Origin of the sequence: Candidatus Tenderia electrophaga, assembly GCA_001447805.1 — a bacterium.
Classification (GTDB): domain Bacteria; phylum Pseudomonadota; class Gammaproteobacteria; order Tenderiales; family Tenderiaceae; genus Tenderia; species Tenderia electrophaga.
The window spans coordinates 2,850,710-2,869,366 of record CP013099.1 but is presented as its reverse complement, the minus strand read 5'-3'; the positions used below and the strand labels follow the sequence as shown (position 1 = coordinate 2,869,366).

General features: G+C 58.5%; 16 protein-coding genes, 2 tRNA genes and 1 pseudogene. 17 read left to right on the top strand and 2 right to left on the bottom strand.

Going from position 1 to position 18,657, the window contains the following annotated elements:
- The first annotated feature begins 180 nt into the window (after positions 1 to 180).
- The gene (locus Tel_13140) at positions 181 to 1,140 is read left to right on the top strand and encodes a hypothetical protein (GenBank protein ALP54000.1); all 960 of its coding nucleotides are present in this window, start codon (positions 181 to 183) and stop codon (positions 1,138 to 1,140) included.
- A gap of 160 nt (positions 1,141 to 1,300) precedes the next feature.
- Positions 1,301 to 1,540: a hypothetical protein gene (locus Tel_13135; protein ALP53999.1), complete on the top strand. Its 240-nt coding sequence runs from the start codon at positions 1,301 to 1,303 to the stop codon at positions 1,538 to 1,540.
- A gap of 15 nt (positions 1,541 to 1,555) precedes the next feature.
- Here the strand turns inward: Tel_13135 and Tel_13130 are convergent, their stop codons facing one another.
- Positions 1,556 to 3,163, bottom strand: coding sequence for a hypothetical protein (locus Tel_13130; protein ID ALP54873.1), 1,608 nt, complete (start codon positions 3,161 to 3,163; stop codon positions 1,556 to 1,558).
- A gap of 249 nt (positions 3,164 to 3,412) precedes the next feature.
- On the bottom strand, positions 3,413 to 4,180 hold the full coding sequence (locus tag Tel_13125; protein ALP53998.1) for a hydroxyacylglutathione hydrolase: 768 nt from the start codon (positions 4,178 to 4,180) through the stop codon (positions 3,413 to 3,415).
- Positions 4,181 to 4,239: 59 nt separating this feature from the next.
- Between Tel_13125 and Tel_13120 the strand changes: the two genes are divergently transcribed.
- From Tel_13120 to Tel_13050, 15 genes and pseudogenes are all read left to right on the top strand, one after another.
- Complete coding sequence (locus Tel_13120) at positions 4,240 to 5,010, top strand: hypothetical protein (GenBank protein ID ALP53997.1); 771 nt, start codon at positions 4,240 to 4,242, stop codon at positions 5,008 to 5,010.
- Positions 5,003 to 5,446, top strand: a complete 444-nt coding sequence (locus tag Tel_13115) for a ribonuclease H (protein ID ALP53996.1) — start codon at positions 5,003 to 5,005, stop codon at positions 5,444 to 5,446. The genes Tel_13120 and Tel_13115 overlap by 8 nt, the downstream gene beginning before the upstream one ends.
- Positions 5,447 to 5,464: 18 nt before the next feature.
- Positions 5,465 to 6,184 carry a DNA polymerase III subunit epsilon gene (locus Tel_13110; protein ALP53995.1) on the top strand — a complete coding sequence of 240 codons (720 nt, stop codon included), beginning with the start codon at positions 5,465 to 5,467 and terminating at the stop codon, positions 6,182 to 6,184.
- 270 nt (positions 6,185 to 6,454) lie between these two features.
- Positions 6,455 to 8,380, top strand: a complete 1,926-nt coding sequence (locus Tel_13105) for a hypothetical protein (GenBank protein ID ALP53994.1) — start codon at positions 6,455 to 6,457, stop codon at positions 8,378 to 8,380.
- Positions 8,381 to 8,390: 10 nt separating this feature from the next.
- Complete coding sequence (locus tag Tel_13100) at positions 8,391 to 8,849, top strand: hypothetical protein (protein ID ALP53993.1); 459 nt, start codon at positions 8,391 to 8,393, stop codon at positions 8,847 to 8,849.
- Between the two features lie 156 nt (positions 8,850 to 9,005).
- Positions 9,006 to 9,395, top strand: a pseudogene (locus Tel_13095) (hypothetical protein).
- A 30-nt stretch (positions 9,396 to 9,425) separates the two neighbouring features.
- Positions 9,426 to 9,800 carry a globin gene (locus Tel_13090; GenBank protein ALP54872.1) on the top strand — a complete coding sequence of 125 codons (375 nt, stop codon included), beginning with the start codon at positions 9,426 to 9,428 and terminating at the stop codon, positions 9,798 to 9,800.
- 154 nt (positions 9,801 to 9,954) lie between these two features.
- Complete coding sequence (locus Tel_13085; GenBank protein ID ALP53992.1) at positions 9,955 to 11,358, top strand: glutamyl-Q tRNA(Asp) ligase; 1,404 nt, start codon at positions 9,955 to 9,957, stop codon at positions 11,356 to 11,358.
- Positions 11,359 to 11,398: 40 nt separating this feature from the next.
- Complete coding sequence (locus tag Tel_13080; protein ID ALP53991.1) at positions 11,399 to 13,087, top strand: glutamine--tRNA ligase; 1,689 nt, start codon at positions 11,399 to 11,401, stop codon at positions 13,085 to 13,087.
- Positions 13,088 to 13,173: 86 nt separating this feature from the next.
- Positions 13,174 to 13,249, top strand: a tRNA-Ala gene (locus tag Tel_13075).
- A gap of 45 nt (positions 13,250 to 13,294) precedes the next feature.
- Positions 13,295 to 13,370 (top strand) — tRNA-Glu (locus tag Tel_13070).
- Positions 13,371 to 14,062: 692 nt separating this feature from the next.
- A complete protein-coding gene (locus tag Tel_13065) occupies positions 14,063 to 14,395 on the top strand; it encodes a hypothetical protein (GenBank protein ID ALP54871.1) in 333 nt (110 codons plus the stop codon).
- 2 nt (positions 14,396 to 14,397) lie between these two features.
- Positions 14,398 to 14,718, top strand: coding sequence for a hypothetical protein (locus Tel_13060; protein ID ALP53990.1), 321 nt, complete (start codon positions 14,398 to 14,400; stop codon positions 14,716 to 14,718).
- A 162-nt stretch (positions 14,719 to 14,880) separates the two neighbouring features.
- Complete coding sequence (locus tag Tel_13055) at positions 14,881 to 16,905, top strand: ATP-dependent endonuclease (GenBank protein ALP53989.1); 2,025 nt, start codon at positions 14,881 to 14,883, stop codon at positions 16,903 to 16,905.
- A complete protein-coding gene (locus Tel_13050; GenBank protein ALP53988.1) occupies positions 16,898 to 18,643 on the top strand; it encodes a DNA helicase II in 1,746 nt (581 codons plus the stop codon). Before Tel_13055 ends, Tel_13050 begins: the two co-directional genes overlap by 8 nt.
- Positions 18,644 to 18,657 lie beyond the last annotated feature (14 nt).

Genomic DNA, 18,657 nt, shown 5'->3' with positions numbered 1-18,657 from the left:
CGGAGGGAGCCTACAAGCAACATGGGCAGCCTTTTTAAGGCGATCGTCGCATTCCTGGCCCTAGGTAATGATACCTAAGTAAATCCCTGTCTTTACCACGCATATGGGATTCCCCTACCTTAGCAGCTCACACTTGATTGATCTGAACGCACGAGTTCGGCTCGCGAAAGGGAGTTGCGTATGGCGGTTGATGTTGGCAATAACTGTTCACAAGCACAGATAAAGGACGATGCCGGCGTATCGGATCTCGCGTGGTGCCTGATGGATAGTTTGGCGGCGCCGCTGGTCGCCGTTAACATGGATCAAAAAATATTCTATTTGAACCAGGCGGCGGAGGGCTTTCTCGGAAACACGTTTTCCAGCGCGGTGGGTAAACACTGGGGGGAAGTGATTCGCCTGTTCCATGAAGATCAGCCCGTCGATTCAGTCACGCAGGACGACTCTGTATTGCCCGAAAGTCTACCGAAGCACGGTCTCTGGTATCTCATGCAGCACGATGACGGTCGCATGATTCCGGTCAGGCTGTCGATCGCCTATACACGCCGTTCTCCGGATGTGAATCCCTCGGGAATGAGTATCGTGATACACGAAGTCGGTGCAATTAAGCGTGCCGTCGATCAACTGAATCACCAATCGACCCATGATGGCCTCACCGGTATCGTCAATCGGCGCGAGATCGAGAAGCGTATCGAGCGGTTGCTGAATAAATCTAAACAATCGGGTCAGGCACATGCGCTGCTGTTCCTGGATTTGGACGGCTTCAAGCTGATCAATGACGCCTACGGCCATCAAGCCGGGGATGAGGTGCTGCGTCAAGTGGTCAAGCTATTCAATTCCATAGTGCGCGAGCGCGATACGGTGGCGCGCTACGGCGGGGACGAATTTATGTTGTTGCTGGAACATTGTTCCATGCAGGATGCGGTGGCAGCGGCGCGCATGTTGCGCGCCACGCTGCGCGAGTATGCCTTGAGTTGGCAGGGCCGTGAGATCGAGATCGATGTCAGTATCGGTGTCGTTGCCGTGGATTATCGTTATGGTGACTTGGCGAGCGTAATCACCAAGGCGGATGAGGCCTGCTACCGGGCCAAACGGTCGTGTCGCACCAAGATCTTTACGGTCCCGCCGGCGGGCGATCTCTGATTTGGTATGGGAGATGGGTTGTGGCAGGGCCGCCTTGCCGCAGGGTTGATTGCAAGGATGCATATTGAGGAGTAGGGGAAGTAGCATGGAGAATCGTCAGGGAACGCGTTGTCGTACATTTGCACTGGCTGAAATTAAAAACAGGCAAGGCGAGCGATCCATGGGGTTGATATACAATGTCAGCCGCGATGGAATGTTTGTGGTAAACGGTGCCGGATTTAACGTTGAACGTTATGTCACCATTTCCATGCCCCAAATCACCCTCGAGCAGGAACCGATTCAGGTCTCGGGACTGGTGATACATCGCAACAACGTCGGATTCGGTGTTATGTTCGCCCGGGTCGATCAATCCACACGCGGCCTGATTGCAAAACTGGCCGAGCGGCGTTGTTCGGTTTGATCGACCGACAGGCGCCTAGATGTTCTCTGCCACCTTGGTGACATCGACGTAGACCACCAGGCGCTGGCCCGGCTGGATGTATTTGCCGCGCGCCTTGGGGTTCCACTGTTTCAGGTCGGCCACGCTGACGTTGAAGCGTTGTGAAATGCGCGCCAGCGAGTCACCGCTGCGCACGCGGTAATTGATTTTACGTGTCAGGCTTTCGGCCAGCGGATTCGCGGCCGGTGCGGCCAGACCGTCGGCCTTGCTCCAGATCACCAGCGTTTGTCCCGGCCGCAGGGTATCGCGCGGTGCCATGCCGTTCCAGGCGGCCACTTGGCGCACCGAGACCTTGTGCGCCATAGCGATATCCCACAGGGTGTCGCCGCGCTGTACCGCGTACGTGGACTTGGTGCCGGCGCGGGATTTGTTTTGTGTGCTGTGGCGGCGCTGGGCTTCGCTCAAGGCGTAGCTGTCGAGTGACTGGCTGGCGGCGGGGATGATCAGGTAATTGCCGGCGCGGATGATATTGCCGCGAATCTTGTTGGTGGTCTGGATGGTCTTGACCGTGGTCTTGTATTTGACCGCGATGTGTCCCAGGGTCTCGCCTTCACGAATGCGGTGGCGGACCCATTTGACCCGCTCACGGTGAGGCAATTGCGCCAGTTGCTGGGCGAAGCCGTCGGCCTTGTCCAACGGCAGCAGCAGGCGGTGCGGCCCATCGGGCGGCGTGGCCCAGCGGTTGAAGGCCGGATTGAGCAGATACAGGTCTTCCAGCGTCATGCCGGCCATCTCAGCGGCGATGGCCAGGTCGAGTTGGGAACCGATGTCCAGTTCAGCCAAGTAGGGCTGGTTGGCAATGGGCCTGAGGCTGATGTCGTACTTTTCCGGCGCGGCCACGATGCCGGAGATGGCCAGCAGTTTGGGCACGTAGCCCTCGGTCTCGCGCGGCAGTTGCAGATCCCAAAAGGTGGTGCCTTTGCCGCGGCGTTGGTTGTTGCGCACGGCGCGGGAGACCGTGCCTTCGCCGGAGTTGTAGGCGGCCAGGGCCAGCAGCCAGTCGCCGTCGAAGCGCTTGTGCAGGGCCTCCAGATAGTCCAGGGCGGCGTCGGTGGCGGCGGCGACATCGCGGCGGCCGTCATACCACCAATCGATCTTAAGGCCGTAGCGGCGCGCGGTGCCGGGGATGAACTGCCACAGCCCGGCGGCGCGGCCGTGAGAGTAGGCGAAGGGTTGGAAGGCGCTTTCCACCACCGGCAGGAGGGCCAGCTCCAGCGGCATGCCGCGCGCCGCCACCTGTTCGACGATGTGGTGAAAATAGGGCTCGGCGCGGTCAAAGGTGCGATTTAGGTAACTTTGGTGCCGGGCATACCAGTCGCGGTGGGCGTTGACACCGCGGTGGTCGTGGTCGGGTAGGGCGAAGCCGCTGCGCAGGCGCTGCCAGATGTCATCCGGGGCAACGGCGACGGGGGCTTCCGCCATGGGTTCCATATCGTCATTGTCCGCCGTCTGTTGCGGCTGCGCCTGGCCTGCGTCGACCCCGAGTTGGGGGAAATCGGCATCCGTCTCGGGCAGCACCGCCACCGTATCTTCCAGGGGTTCGTCCTGACTGGCGGCCGCCAGCGATTCCTCCAGCAGCGCCAATTCCTCTGACTGGTGAACGGCGTGTTCCCGCGCCGCGGTGACCGAGCGGAATTCTTCGATGCTATCAGCCGCGGCCGTGTCGAGCGGCGGCGATGGTGTCGCGCTGCGCGTCTGCATGCCGGTGGCGCAGCCGGCCAGCAGCAATACCAGCACGGTGGATATGACAGGGGCGGTGAACGGGCGTGTACGAATCTTCATGGTTGTCCTGCTTCAATTCCGGCTTGTTGTTGTGGCCACAGTATAACGGCCTTAACCAAAGGTGTCTTTCCAGTGGCGTAACGCCTTGAACACCTTGTCCGGACCGTCCAGGTGTTTGCCGGCGAAGTTTTCCGCGCTCACAATCACCGCCTCCTGGTCGCAGCGCAAGAAGGGATTGGTGGCCAGCTCCAGCTCCAGGGTCGCGGGCAGGGTGGGTTGCCCCTGATCACGTTTGCGCTGTTCCGCTGCGCAGCGCTGCCGGATGTCGCTGTTGCCCGGTTCCACCGCTTGGGCGAAGTCGAGATTGGCGAGTGTATATTCGTGCGCGCAGTAGTTATAAGTGGATATCGGCAGCCGACTTATTTTGTTCAGCGATTCATACAGTTGGGTCGCGGTGCCGCCGAGCAGTCGACCGCAGCCGGCGCCGAACAGGGTATCGCCGCTGAACAACGCCCCATGACCGAAAAAGGCGATATGGCCGGCGGTGTGGCCGGGCACGTCCAGCACCTTCAGGCGCAGGCCGTCAAGCGTGATACAGTCGCCCTCGCTGCAGGTGTCGGTCAGGCCGGCGATCTGTTCGCCGGCCGGGCCGTAAACGGGGATATCACTGTGGTGATCACGCAGCAACTCGAGGCCGTTGATATGGTCCCAGTGGTGATGGGTAATCAGGACAGCGGCCAGTTCCAGGCCTTGTTGTTGTAGGGTGTGCAGGACCGGCTCGGCGTCACCGGGATCGACCACCGCCGCGCGGCGGTCGCCAAACCGGATCAGCCAGATATAATTGTCCGCAAAGGCGGGAATGGGATGAATAGAATGCATACAGCACATGCTGACAAGCATCGCCACGCAGGTCAATCGACGCGGCGCCGGGGGAATGCATGATAGAAGGGCTTAAGCGCTGTCAGATCAACGATATCCGCGAACGTCTGCGCGGTTGGTATAACCGCCCCTTGGGGCAAGCCCTGTTGCAGCGCGAGCGGGAACAGCTGGACAGCATTCTGCCGACCCTGTTCGGCTATCACATCGTGCAGGTCGGTTGTCTGCTGGGGGATGATTTGCTGGCTGGCAGCCGCATCCGGCACCAGGTCTTACTCGATGCCGACAGTGGCGGTGAGACGCTCATGCCGGCGGCCTATGCCTACCCGGACGCCATGCCTATCGAATCGGGCAGTGTGGACGTGGTGCTGCTGCCGCATACCTTGGAGTTCGAGCGCCAGCCGCACCAGATCCTGCGCGAGGCCGACCGTATCCTGATCCCCGAAGGCCATGTCGTGGTGCTGGGGTTCAACCCCTGGAGTCTGTGGGGTATCTGGCGGCTGTGTCGCTGTTTCAGCGGCAAGGCGCCTTGGTGCGGCGATTTTCTCTCGCTTACCCGCATCAAGGACTGGATGGCGCTGCTGGGGTTTGACGTGGTGCTGGTACGGCGTTATTTTTACCGCCCCCCGATCCAGCGCGTCGGCGTGATGAAAAAACTCGCCTTTATGGAAAAACTGGGCGCCCGCCTGTGGCCGCGCCTGTCCGGGGCGTACGTGCTGGTGGCGAGAAAACGGGTTACCACCCTGACCCCGATTCGGCCGCGCTGGCGCCCGCGCCGCACCCTGGTCGGCGACCTGACCCCCACCACACGGAGTCGCCACAGTCATGTCTGACGTAGTCGAGATATTCACCGACGGCGCCTGTCGCGGCAACCCGGGTCCGGGTGGTTGGGGCGCGCTGCTGCGCTACAATGGCCGCGAGAAGGAGCTTTACGGCGGCGCCGCCGAGACCACCAACAACCGCATGGAACTCACCGCGGCCATCATGGGCCTGGAAAGCCTGAAGCGCCCCTGCAGGGTCCGCTTGACCACTGATTCCCAGTACGTGCGCCTGGGCATTACCGAATGGCTAGCCAACTGGAAAAAACGCGGCTGGAAGAATTCCGCCAAAAAGCCGGTCAAGAATGTGGATTTGTGGCAGCAGCTCGACCAGGCCGCGGCGCGCCATCAGGTGGAATGGCATTGGGTCAAGGGACACAGCGGCCACGCGGAAAATGAACGCGCCGACGCCCTGGCCAATCGCGGTATCGACGAACTAAGCGTTAACTGAACAGCGTAAGGAATCAGCATGCGACAGATTGTACTCGACACGGAAACCACCGGCCTGGAACCCGCCGAGGGCCATCGTATTATCGAAATCGGTTGTGTTGAACTGATCAACCGCCGCCTCAGCGGCAATCACTATCACCAATACCTGCAGCCGGATCGCGATATCGACGACAGCGCCATCGAGGTGCACGGCATCACCAACGAGTTCCTGGCCGACAAGCCGCGCTTCGCCGACGTGGCCGGGGAGTTTCTCGAGTTTATTCGCGGCGCCGAACTGATCATTCACAACGCGCCCTTCGACGTCGGTTTCATCAACCATGAATTCGTGCGTTTGGGCGCCGACTGGGGCCAGGTGACCGACCACTGCCAGGTGCTCGACACCTTGCTGATGGCGCGTGAACTGCATCCGGGACAGCGCAATAGCTTGGATGCCCTGTGCCGGCGCTACGACATCGACAATTCCAGTCGCACCTTGCACGGCGCCTTGCTCGACTCGGAGATCCTGGCCGACCTCTACCTGGCCATGACCGGCGGTCAGACCTCTCTGCTGTTGGATGCCGAAACCGAGGCCGGTGCGGGAACGCAAGACAAGCAGGTGCGCGCGCCGCTGACGCCGAACCGGGCCCAACTGCGGGTCATCCGGGCGGCCGACGACGAGCTTGTCGCCCATGCCGAGTATCTCGACAAGCTCGAGCACGCCAGCGGCGGGGTGCCGCTGTGGCGTGAACTCGAATCTTAGGCCTGCGTCGCGGCCGGGCCTTTACCCCGCCTTACATTTGATCTCGATCGCATATGGCTATACTGTTGTAATAATGTCAGGTATTAAACGCTGCGCGCGGCAGGTCGCGCCATATCGGCTTATTGCCTATGTGCTACTATGAGTAGGTCTGATAATTATAAGGATAAACACGTGGTTGCAATCGTTGATTGACGCCGCCCCTCACGGATGAACCGGCATCACCTTAGTCACTACGGCAGCGCACCTGGCTCGGATCAGGGGGGAAATACCATGCAACAAGACACATTCAAGCCTTTCAAATTGATCGCCGTGCTGTTGTGCAGCGGCGCGCTCAGCCTGGCGCTGACGGCCTGCAGTGGTTCACAGACCGCCAGTGTCAACAGTGCCGACCCGGCCCCCGAAGCCACGGCGGCGCCGACACCCACGCCGGTGGCCGCGATGCAAGCACACGCCTCGGCAACCGAGGACGACGGCGACTCGCCCTTGGTCGATGCGTCTCCGGAACGCTTGGTGCTGGGCGCCCGCTACGGTCAGACCGAGGCGGTGACCTATCTGCTCGACGGCGGCATGGACGTGGACGCCAAGGACGCCTACGGCAACACCGCCTTGATCGCCGCGGCCAGCAGCGGTCAGAAACAAATGGCGCTGTTGCTGCTGGCCCGCGGCGCCGACGTCGACGAAGCCAATAATAAAGACATCACGGCCCTCATGGGGGCGGCGACCAAGGGCGATTACCAATTGGCGCATCAGCTGATTAAACAGGGCGCCGCCGTCAACGCCCGCAACAATGAAGGCGAAACCGCCCTGCACATGGCGGTTCGGTACGGCCATTACGATACCGCCAAGGTGCTGCTCAACGGCGGCGCCAATCCCAACCTACGCAACACGGTACGCCCCAATTTCGACAACAGCGGCTTCACGCCCTTGATGTATGCAGCGACCCACGGTCTGACCCGCGAGCCGGTCGATTGGGTCTCTATGGCGCAGTTGTTATTGCAGAACGGCGCCGATCCCAATCTTACCAGCAACCACGGCGAGGCGGCGCTCAACTATGCCCGTACCACCGATGACGCCAAGCTCATCGCGGTGCTGAAACAGGCCGGCGCCAAGGATGAACAGGTCTACGCCGGCCTGGATGCCGACGAGAGCCTGCTCAAGGCGGCACGCATTGGTGACGTGGTTAAGGTGAAACAGTTGTTGGGTGACGGCTCGGCCGACCCCAACTCCGCCAATAATAACGGCATTCTGCCCTTGCTGGCAGCGGCCTATGAAGGCCGTCTGGAAACGGTCGAGGCGCTGGTTGCGGGTGGGGCGGAAATCAATTTCTTGCCCGCCGGATTGAGCCAGTTTGCGCTGTCCAAATCCCACGCCCCCTTGCGTGAGCGCGACTTGATGGAGGCCGCCGCGCGCAGTGATTCCGCCCTGCACGCCGCCGTGCGCCAGCGGCATCAGGACATCGTCCGCTTTCTGCTCGAGCATGGCGCGCAAGTGGGTCTGGCCAACCGCCATGGTGAGACGCCGTTATTGGTGGCCGCCGCTGGCGGGGATGTTCAGGTGGCGCGGTTGTTGCTCGAGCACGGCGCCGATCCCAACGCCCGGGAACAGGACAATCGGCGCAACCGCATGGCCATGGCAAAACAATCCATGGGCAAGGACAGCGCGTTGATCGTGGCGGTGGAGAAGGGCCATGAAGAGGTCGCACGGGCCTTGATCGAGGCCGGCGCCGAGGTGGATTATCGCGGTTTTATGGGTAAGACGCCACTCTACGTGGCGGTGGAAAACGGCCGTCGCCACCTAGTGGAGTTGCTGCTGGCACACGGTGCCGATGTCAGTATCGAAAGCCTGGCCGGCCTGAGTCCCTTGATGGAGGCGGCCAAAACCGGTAACCACCGTATCGTCGCCGACTTGCTGCAGCACAATGCCAATGTCAACGCCATCGAAGAGCCCGAACTGGGCTATGCCCGCGAAGTGCAGGCCGGCGCCAGCACCGGCATGACGGCGCTGATGTTCGCGGCCCGCGCCGGTCACGACAAGGTGGTGGTGCAACTGCTGCAGGCCGGCGCCCAAACCAACATCCACAACTCCGACGGCGAAAGCGCCCAAGACATGGCTGCCGATGCCGGCTATGGTGACATCGTGCAGCTGTTGTCGCCCGGCTCGGGCGTGGATTCCGTCACCCTCAACGCAATCGATTGAGTGTAGGTCGATGCTAAAAAGCGTACGTCGGTTCTTTGATCAAAACATCAAATCGGTGAGTGGCGAGCGTCACGGCGAGTTGCCCGAGCGGGCGCTACAACTGGCCACTGCGTCCCTGCTGGTCGAGGTGTCGCGCGCCGATTTTCATATCAATGCCGAGGAGCGCGAGGCCGTGGTGAATGCCGTTGAGCATATGTTTTCCCTGTCTCATCAGGAGACACGCGAAATCGTCGAATTGGCCGAGAGCGAGATCGATGACGCCACCTCGCTTTACGAATTTACCCGTCTGGTGAACGACCATTTCGATTATGAACAAAAGCTTAAGATCGTCGAGTTGTTGTGGCGGGTCTGCTACGCCGACCTGGACAAGGACAAATACGAGGAACACCTGATCCGCAAGATCAGTGACCTGATCTACGTCACCCATTCCGATTTTGTGCGCATGCGCCACCGTGTCGAAACCCAGTAACCCGTCGCTTCCGTTGTACTTCCGTCAATACCCGACTGCGTCAGTCGGTTAAAAAATATATTTACAGTACATGTTATGATGGGTACTATCATCGCTTTACACGATTTGCCTTGATCGAGACGAGGAGGAGAGAACATGTTCGGGTGGTTAAAAAAGATGTTTGGCGGTGCTGAGCCGGCGCCCGCGGCCAAAGCGCCCTTGTACGAGCGTATCGGCGGTGAGCCGGCCGTGGAGGCCGCCGTCGACGTGTTTTACCGCAAGGTGCTGGCCGATGACCGCATCAACCAGTTTTTCGAAACGGTGGATATGGACAAACAACGCGCCAAGCAGAAGGCCTTTTTGACCTTCGCCTTCGGCGGTCCGGCCCATTACAGCGGCAAAGATATGCGCCTGGGCCACGCCCACCTGGTGGAACGCGGCTTGAACGCCGGTCATTTCGACGCCGTGATGGAAAACCTGGGCGCCACGCTGAAAGAGCTGGGTGTGCCGGATGACTTGATCGGCGAAGCGGCCGCTATCGCCGAGAGTGTGCGCGGCGACGTACTGGCCGGTTATACCGAGGAAGAGAAGGCGGCCATGAGCGCAGATAAAAGCCTGTACGAGCGTATCGGCGGTGAGCCGGCCGTGGACGCCGCCGTCGACGTGTTTTACCGCAAGGTGCTGGCCGATGACCGCATCAACCAGTTTTTCGAAACGGTGGATATGGACAAACAACGTGCCAAGCAGAAGGCCTTTCTGACCTTCGCCTTCGGCGGCCCGGCCCATTACAGCGGCAAGGATATGCGCGCCGCCCACGCCCATCTGGTGGCCAAGGGCCTGGATGATTCGCACTTCGACGCGGTCATGGAAAATCTGGGCGCCACCTTGAAAGAACTGGGTGTGCCGGATGACTTGATTACCGAGGCCGCGGCGATTGCCGAAAGTACCCGCAACGACGTCCTCGGCCGCTGATTTAGACTGCTGATCCCAACCCAAGGCGCTGCCTGAACAGGCGGCGCCTTTTTTGTGTTCGGCTTATCGCGGGTTATGAATTTTTTCACCGCTTGGCAGGCGGTTTGTTAAAATAGTCGTCTTTGCGTTTTCACCACAGCTTTAGGGAAACATAATGACGGTACGCACCCGTTTCGCCCCCAGCCCTACCGGCTATCTGCACATCGGCGGCGCCCGCACGGCGCTATTCTCCTGGCTTTACGCCCGCAAACACGGCGGGCGCTTCGTGCTGCGCATCGAGGACACCGACCTGGAGCGCTCCACTGCCGAATCGGTCAATGCCATTCTCGAGGGTATGACCTGGCTGGGGTTGGAATACGACGAGGGGCCGTTTTATCAGACCGAGCGCTATCCGCGCTACAAAGAGGTGATCCAGCAGCTTTTCGACCAGGGCCATGCCTATCATTGCTACTGCAGCAAGGAAGAGCTGGAGGCCATGCGCGAGGAACAGATGGCCAAGAAGCAAAAGCCGCGTTATGACGGTCGTTGCCGCCATCGTACGGCGCCGCGCGATGGGGTGGAGCCGGTGGTGCGTTTCAAGAACCCGACGGAGGGCGCGGTGGTGATCGACGACTTGGTCAAGGGTCGGGTGGTGATCAGCAACGCCGAACTCGACGACCTGGTGATCGCCCGGCCTGACGGCTCGCCTACCTACAACCTCACCGTGGTGGTGGATGACGCCGACATGGAGATTGATTATGTCATCCGCGGCGACGACCACCTCAATAACACGCCGCGGCAGATCAACATTCTCAAGACACTGGGCATCGAGCCACCCAAGTACGCCCACCTGCCGATGATCCTGGGCGACGACGGCAAGCGTCTGTCAAAGCGCCACGGCGCGGTGAGTGTGATGCAGTATCGCGAGGAGGGCTACCTGCCCGAGGCGGTGCTGAACTACCTAGTGCGGCTGGGATGGTCCCATGGCGACCAGGAGGTGTTCTCCGTCGGCGAGATGATCGAGCTGTTCGATCTGGACAACTGCAATAAGGCGGCCGCTACGTTCAACCCGGAAAAGTTGCGCTGGCTCAACCACCAGTACCTGATGAACAGCGATCCGGCCCACGTGGCCCATCATCTGAGCTATCACCTGGGCAGCTTGGAAATCGATCCCAGCGAGGGGCCGGACATCATCGCCGTGGTGGAGGCGCAACGGGAAAAGGCCAAGACCCTGGTGGAGCTGGCCCAGGTCTGCGCCTTTTATTATCGTGATCCGGAAGAATACAATGCCAAGTCGGCCAAGAAGGCCTTCGCCGGTGACGCCGCGACGGTACTGGCCGAGTTGCGCGATGCCATGGCGGCCATGAGCGAGTGGACGCGCGCGTCGATCCACGCCACGCTGCAACACGTCGTGGACACGCTGGGGGTCGGCTTCGGCAAGGTCGGCATGCCGGCGCGTCTGGCGGTCACCGGCGGCGCTGCGTCGCCGGATCTGGATTTGGTACTCTTCCTGGTCGGCAAAGACGCCTGTGTGCGCCGCTTCGACAAGGCGATCGCGTTTATCAAAGGGCATGCATAGGCGCTCGGCGCTTACCGGTTAATTTAGGAATAGAGGCAGGATGAGCGAAACCAATACCCCAAGCAACTTTATCCGCCAGATCATCGACGAGGATTTGGCGACGGGCAAACACACCACTATCGTCACCCGTTTTCCGCCCGAGCCCAACGGTTATCTGCATATCGGCCACGCCAAGTCCATCGTGCTCAACTTCGGCATCGCCCAGGATTACAACGGCCGCTGCAATCTGCGCTTCGACGACACCAATCCGCACAAGGAAGACACCGAGTTCGTCGAGTCCATCAAACAGGACGTGCGCTGGCTGGGCTATGAATGGGCCGGCCTCTATTTCGCCTCCAACTACTTCGACCAGCTGTACCAGTTCGCCGTCGAGTTGATCAAGGCGGGCAAGGCCTATGTCTGCGAACTGACGGCCGAGCAGACGCGCGAATACCGCGGCACCCTCACCGAGCCGGGCAAAGAGAGTCCTTATCGTAACCGCTCGGTGGACGAGAATCTGGACCAGTTCGAACGCATGAAGAACGGCGAATTCGAAGACGGTGCCAAGGTGCTGCGCGCCAAGATCGACATGGCGGCGCCCAATATGAACCTGCGCGACCCGACTTTATACCGCATCCGCCACGGCGTCATTCATCACCAGACCGGCGAGGCCTGGTGCATCTATCCCATGTACGACTACACCCATCCCATCAGCGACGCGCTGGAGGGCATCACCCACTCGCTCTGTACCCTGGAGTTCGAGGATCACCGCCCGCTCTACGACTGGGTGTTGGACAACATCGGCATCGACTGCCATCCGCAGCAGATCGAATTCTCGCGCCTCAATCTCGAATACAGCGTCATGAGTAAGCGTAAGCTCACCCGTTTGGTAAGCGAGGGCTTCGTCGAAGGTTGGGACGACCCGCGTATGCCCACCATCGCCGGCATGCGCCGGCGCGGCTATCCGCCCGCCGCCCTGCGCCAGTTCTGCCATCGCATCGGCGTCACCAAGAGCGAGGGCACGGTGGAGATGGAATTACTGGAGAACACGGTGCGCGACGAACTTAACGTCAAGGCGCCGCGGCGCATGGGCGTGCTCGATCCGCTCAAGTTGGTGATCACAAACTACCCGGCAGATAAAGAAGAACGGCTGGACTCACCCAACCATCCCCAGGACGCGTCCATGGGTACGCGCAAGACGCCGTTTTGTAATGAGATCTACATCGAGCGCGAAGACTTCCGCGAACAGGCCAACAAGAAGTTCAAACGTCTGGTCAAGGGCGGCCTGGTGCGGCTGCGCAACGCTTACATCATCCAGTGCGACGCGGTGGTCAAGGACGAACACGATGAAGTGATCGAACTGCACTGCAGCTATGTACCCGACTCCGTCGGCCAGACACCCGAGGGTGTGGGCAAACCGCGCGGTGTCATCCATTGGGTATCGGCGCGTCACGGTATCCCGGCCGAAGTGCGCCTCTACGATCGTTTGTTCGCCCACCCTACGCCGGACGCAGCTGCTAATCGCGAGGGCAAGGATTTCACCGACTATCTCAACCCCGACTCCCTGCGCACCCTGACCCGCTGTGTGCTGGAACCGATCCTGGCCGAGGCACGTTCCGGCGAGGCCTTTCAGTTCGAGCGCCAAGGCTATTTCTGCGCCGATGCCGACCATGCCCGCGGCCGACCGGTGTTCAATCGTACTGTCACGCTGCGCGACACGTGGGCCAAAATTGAACAAAACGGCGGTTAAGCCTAAGTTCAGGGGAAAATTGAAGAAATGTTAAAACTTGTACTTGACGCCTATCCCCACCCTTCGTAAAATGCGCATCTCTTTCGGGGGCTATAGCTCAGCTGGGAGAGCGCTTGCATGGCATGCAAGAGGTCGGCGGTTCGATCCCGCCTAGCTCCACCAATTAGTTTCTCAGGGGCCTAGCCCTGAAGACGTTTTAAGAAAAACGTCCCCATCGTCTAGAGGCCTAGGACACCGCCCTTTCACGGCGGTAACAGGGGTTCGAATCCCCTTGGGGACGCCAATTAAATCAAAGGGTTACAGAGATGTAACCCTTTTTTATTGTCTGGTGGGTAACTCGTGGGTAACTGGCGTGCCCCTTCCGCGGCATTTTCTCTTGGTGGCCTGTGCTCAGGTCCATGGGGATGTCGCGCTCTCCAGCACCTGATGCACTCACAATCTGCCTGTTCAGCCCGCCAGGGGCTTGAGTCGAGCAGGAAGATATCCTCAAAGCGGGCCCGGCATGTGCCCGAAGCAAGTATTTAGTTCCAGTATCGCCTGTGTCTCCCCAGCAGAAGGGTAAGCCCTCCGCGTGGGCGTAATGCCATGGATGCGATGAAGCCTGGATTCAGTGCCCTATCCGAGGGAAATAAAATCCAGTGCTCGCGGAGACCTTAAATGTGCTAACTGGTTATCCGCATTGCCACCTTCTTTTCGTGAATATCTGATGGCCATGATCAAACTTCATTGTTAGTGCGTGACTTGGTAGGGCGCAATAATTTGTATTTCCGGCCTTTCTTGCTCCATCGCCAAGGTTGCTGATAGGCTTGGGTTAAGAAAGGGGAGGGGGTTATGCACACAAGCTGCACGCAATGTGGCGTTGGCCTGGTTGCCAGCGAGCAAGGAAAAGGGATCTGCTATAAGTGCGAGCAAGCCGCCCAGCGCGGCGATGTCAGGCAGTATCTTAAGGCCCAGGAGGAAGAGTTAAACGCCGTCCTGGTCACCGCCGAGCCCTCACCTGATCTTCCCATCAAGGCCCGCAAGGGAATTATCACCGCCGAGTGCATGTTTGCCCTCAATTCTGTAAAAGACCTCATGGTCGGCATACGGGATGCTTTCGGCGGGCGCAGCAAGACCATTCAAAAAGAGCTTCGCCGGATGCGGGAGACTGTAATAACCGAGCTAAAGCAAGAAGCTCTTGCCGTGGGTGCCAATGCCGTCATCAGTGTCAGCCTGGAATATAGTCAAATGACGGGAAAAGGGGATCCGTTTCTGTTCATTGCCGCTGTAGGCACAGCGGTGGAAATAAGCGACAACAAGGGGGTATAACTATGGCGCTCATCGACTGCCCGGAATGTGGGAAAAAAGTCTCAGACGCCGCAACAAGCTGTCCTAATTGCGGCATCGGCATCGCTTCCGCTCGTGAAACCCAGGCCGCTGGCACACCGCTTACCACTATCCAAGAAACCGGTAAGCGCCTAAAGCTCCACACCATTGGCGCCGTGCTCCTCTTGCTTGTCGGTGCAATATGGTTCTTCTCTCAGCCGACGGGCATTGAGCAGCATGCTAGTCCATGGCCGCCACTGCTCATGTTCTTGGGCCTGACGTGGTATCTGGTGACCAAGCTCAGGATTTGGTGGCACCACAAATAGTATAGCGTAGCCAGCATTTGATCTGACAGATATTGTCAGGTTAGCAAAAGCGCAGATGAATCGAATCGAACAGAAGCGGGAGCTCGGTGGTAAATAGCTCTTGTACGGAAAACCTCGATTTTGCCTAATTGAGGCATAATTTGCGACCAGAAAAGACAAAATATGCACATCCAAAAAGTCACCGTTAAAAACTTCCGTCTTCTGGCCGACGTGGAGCTCGTGCTTGAGGACCAAACGACTCTGGTCGTCGGCCGCAACAACAGCGGCAAAACATCGCTTTCGGAGGCCATTCGTCGGTTTCTCGTAGACCATAACCCGAAGTTCGAGATCGAAGACTTCTCGAATGCCTCATACGATGACTTTTGCGAAGCGCTTAAGGCCAAGAACAGAGGCGAACAAGATGATATAGTTCGCGCTTTGCTACCGAGCATCGAGTTGCGTCTCCTATTTAGGTACGACCCCGACCAGCTTGATCTAGGCCCTCTCAGTGACTTCATCATCGATCTCAACCCAGACTGCAACGAAGCACTCGTCGTGGCACGCTATGAGTTGCGTGACGGCGCCATTGATTCTCTGTTCGCTGACCAGCGAGATGGTGACCTCACCGACAAAGAACGGCTCGCGTTCTTCCAGGTGCTACGCGATCGCGTTCCCGCTCTTTTCATTGCCAGAGTATGGGCCGAAGACCCCAGTGATCCAATAAACCAAAAACAGATGACCGTGAGTGCGCTCCGGGTACTCCTGAAGACCGGTTTCGTCAACGCTCAGCGTGGGTTAGACGACGACTCTTCGAGAGACACAGACGTTCTGGCAAAAATTCTGGAAGGTCTCTTTACCGCTGCGAAGGCGCCAACTGCGAATGAGGGAGAACAGCGCATCGCTGAAGCCCTGCAAGAGGCCGTGCGCGATATTCAGCAATCGATCGACCGAGGTTTCAAAGAAGAGTTGCGGAAATTGATGCCGACATTGCGAACGTTCGGCTATCCTGGCCTTGACGGTTCCGAACTAGAGACTGAAACGACACTCGATGTCGAACGCCTCCTTTCGCGGCATACAAAGGTCAGATATGCGGGACACCATGGAATCCTGCTTCCTGAGTCCTATACCGGTCTCGGGGTACGAAATCTCATCTTCATCCTGCTCCAAATCGTCAGCTTCTATCGAACATTCCGTGCCGAAACGTCAGCTCCCGGTGTCCATCTCGTATTCATCGAGGAACCCGAGGCTCACCTGCATCCCCAGATGCAGGAAGTGTTTATCCGTCAGGTGTCGAAGATCGCCCAGCAGCTCAGCGCCGACGAAGGCGCTCCCTTGCCCTGGCCAGTCCAGTTTATCGTATCGACGCACTCCTCACACGTTGCTAACGCGGCCGGCTTTGAGGCGATTCGGTATTTCCTTCCGACCTCCGTTGATAGCGTCCGCCAGACCAAAATCAAGGACCTACGAGAGGGGCTGCGCAAAACGCCGGAAGAGCACAGAAAGTTTCTCCACCAGTACCTGATCCTGACACGCTGTGACCTGTTTTTCGCCGACAAGGCCGTATTGATCGAAGGCACCGGCGAGCGACTGCTGCTGCCCGTCATCATAGAAAAGTTGGAGGAATCCGAACCCGATGTACCGAAGTTGTCCAATCAGTATATGACGACTATTGAAGTCGGCGGTGCCTATGCGCACATATTCTTTAGTCTCCTCGATTTTCTGGAGTTGCGTACCCTCATCATAACCGACCTCGATTCCGTCGTCGCCGCTGGGGGTGGCGCATGTCCAGTGCATCAGGGCGTGGCCACGAGCAACGCCTGTCTCAATACCTGGTTCGAGGGTGGTGACTGTTCACCCGCAGCTCTTATCGCGAAAGACGACGACTCAAAGGTCGCCGGGCTCCGACGCATCGCCTATCAAATTCCCGAAGCCCAAGGCGGTCCCTGCGGCCGCACTTTCGAGGACTCGTTCATGTTGGCAAATATGGAGATGTTCGGCATTGACGGCGATACGCCCGACGAGCAGGCTATGTGCGCAGGGCGGAAGGTCGACAATATCAAGAAGTCTGAGTTCGCCCTCAAATACGCGATTGACGAGACAAGTTGGACAGCACCCGGTTACATTCTCGACGGATTGAGATGGTTGGCGGCCAGCGGTACTCCGGAGACTAATGCGACGACCGGCCAGGCGGGTGTTGACGATGGCTGAGGTTGTGGGACACTTCAATCCAGCCAAGGAGGCTGGTGAGCGCGCGCTCACAAACGTGTATGGTTGCCTGGAACGCAAGGAGAGCTTTCTCGTTGAGGCTGGTGCCGGTGCCGGAAAAACCTATGCGCTTGTTAAGGCACTCCATTTTCTTATTGACCGCTATCAGCACACTTTTCCGCAGCGGCATCAGAAGATTGCCTGCATCACCTTCACCAACGTGGCGAAAGAAGAGATCGTCGCACGGACCGACCGGAGCCCACTCATTTACTGCAATACTATCCACGCGTTCTGCTGGTCTCTTATTAGCGGATTTCAAAGACAGCTCCGGGAACTGCTGCCGAAGCTTCGACATTGGTCGGACAGAATTTCCGAAGTCGGCGATTTCGGCGAGCGCGCTGTAGAGTATGAGTTGGGGCACAGAAGTATCAACGACCGTCGCGTCTCTATTCATCACGACGACGTTATTGTCTTGACTATAACTCTTATGGACAACGCCAAGTTTAGGCGCATCATGAGGGAAAAGTATCCAATCATTTTGATCGACGAATATCAGGACACCGACGCTGATTGGATCGACTCTATCAAGAGCCACTTTCTCGGACAGGAGGGCGCCCCTCAATTCGGGTTCTTCGGCGATCATTGGCAGAAAATTTACGGTGATGGATGCGGGAAAATTGAGCATCCGAGCCTGACAGTTGTCGGCGTGCAAGCGAACTTCCGGTCGGTTTCCACAATTGTTGATTGCTTGAATCGCATGAGGCCTGAGCTGCCTCAACATGTCGTTGATCCGAACGAACAGGGCGATGTCCATATCTTTCACACGAACACATGGAAGGGGGGCCGTCAAACCGGCGGTCATTGGGGTGGCGATCTGCCTTCCGAGGCCGCTGACCGTGCGCTTCAGATGGTCGTCGATCGCCTTGCCGAAGAGAATTGGGATTTGTCTCCAGAGAGTACTAAGATCTTGATGCTTACGCATCGCGTTCTTGCCAGCAAGCAGGGATATCACAGTATTCCGACGGTCTTCACCTTCAACGACTCTTTCACGAATAAGGAGCACCCACATATCGCCTACTTTACCGACTGTCTGGAGCCGGCATGTGAAGCATACCTTTCCAGGAAGTACGGTGAGATGTTCCGTGCGCTCGGTTCCAATGTGCCAGCGGTCCGTGCCCAGGCTGACAAAAAGAAGTGGTCCGAGGCCATGGGCAAACTCATAGAGTTAAGAGATCGCGGGACGGTCGGCGACGTGGTGGATTATTTGCTTGCTGTACGCCGTCCGAGGCTCCCTGATGCCGTCGAACGGCTTGAACGTGAATTGCGTGAGCTCAACCCGGAAGCCGGTGAGGAAGTGCCGCGTGCGCTGAAGGAGCTCGGCGATCTTAGGGCTGTTGCGTATCAAGAAATCGTTGCTCTATGCCGCTACTTGTCAGGCCATTCTCCATTCGAGACCAAGCACGGCGTTAAGGGTTCCGAGTTCGAAAATGTCCTCGTCGTTGTAGGCCGAGGATGGAACAGATATAACTTCAACGAAATGCTCGAATTGGCAGGGCAAGGAGCAAATATACCCGCTAACAAGCAAGATTCCTTCGAGCGCAATCGAAACCTTTTCTATGTCACCTGTTCCAGACCGAAGAGACGTTTAACTATTCTCTTTACCCAGCAACTTTCCAATGTGGCTATGCAGACGGTCCGCAACTGGTTTGGTAATGACGCCATAGAAGCTCTGAATTTCTAATTACAGTCAACTGC

Coding starts and splice junctions, on each gene's coding strand:
- Tel_13140 (ALP54000.1), top strand. CDS start 181: ATGGCGGTTGATGTTGGCAATAACTGTTCACAAGCACAGATAAAGGAC.
- Tel_13135 (ALP53999.1), top strand. CDS start 1,301: ATGGGGTTGATATACAATGTCAGCCGCGATGGAATGTTTGTGGTAAAC.
- Tel_13125 (ALP53998.1), bottom strand. CDS start 4,180: ATGCATTCTATTCATCCCATTCCCGCCTTTGCGGACAATTATATCTGG.
- Tel_13120 (ALP53997.1), top strand. CDS start 4,240: ATGATAGAAGGGCTTAAGCGCTGTCAGATCAACGATATCCGCGAACGT.
- Tel_13115 (ALP53996.1), top strand. CDS start 5,003: ATGTCTGACGTAGTCGAGATATTCACCGACGGCGCCTGTCGCGGCAAC.
- Tel_13110 (ALP53995.1), top strand. CDS start 5,465: ATGCGACAGATTGTACTCGACACGGAAACCACCGGCCTGGAACCCGCC.
- Tel_13105 (ALP53994.1), top strand. CDS start 6,455: ATGCAACAAGACACATTCAAGCCTTTCAAATTGATCGCCGTGCTGTTG.
- Tel_13100 (ALP53993.1), top strand. CDS start 8,391: ATGCTAAAAAGCGTACGTCGGTTCTTTGATCAAAACATCAAATCGGTG.
- Tel_13090 (ALP54872.1), top strand. CDS start 9,426: ATGAGCGCAGATAAAAGCCTGTACGAGCGTATCGGCGGTGAGCCGGCC.
- Tel_13085 (ALP53992.1), top strand. CDS start 9,955: ATGACGGTACGCACCCGTTTCGCCCCCAGCCCTACCGGCTATCTGCAC.
- Tel_13080 (ALP53991.1), top strand. CDS start 11,399: ATGAGCGAAACCAATACCCCAAGCAACTTTATCCGCCAGATCATCGAC.
- Tel_13060 (ALP53990.1), top strand. CDS start 14,398: ATGGCGCTCATCGACTGCCCGGAATGTGGGAAAAAAGTCTCAGACGCC.
- Tel_13055 (ALP53989.1), top strand. CDS start 14,881: ATGCACATCCAAAAAGTCACCGTTAAAAACTTCCGTCTTCTGGCCGAC.
- Tel_13050 (ALP53988.1), top strand. CDS start 16,898: ATGGCTGAGGTTGTGGGACACTTCAATCCAGCCAAGGAGGCTGGTGAG.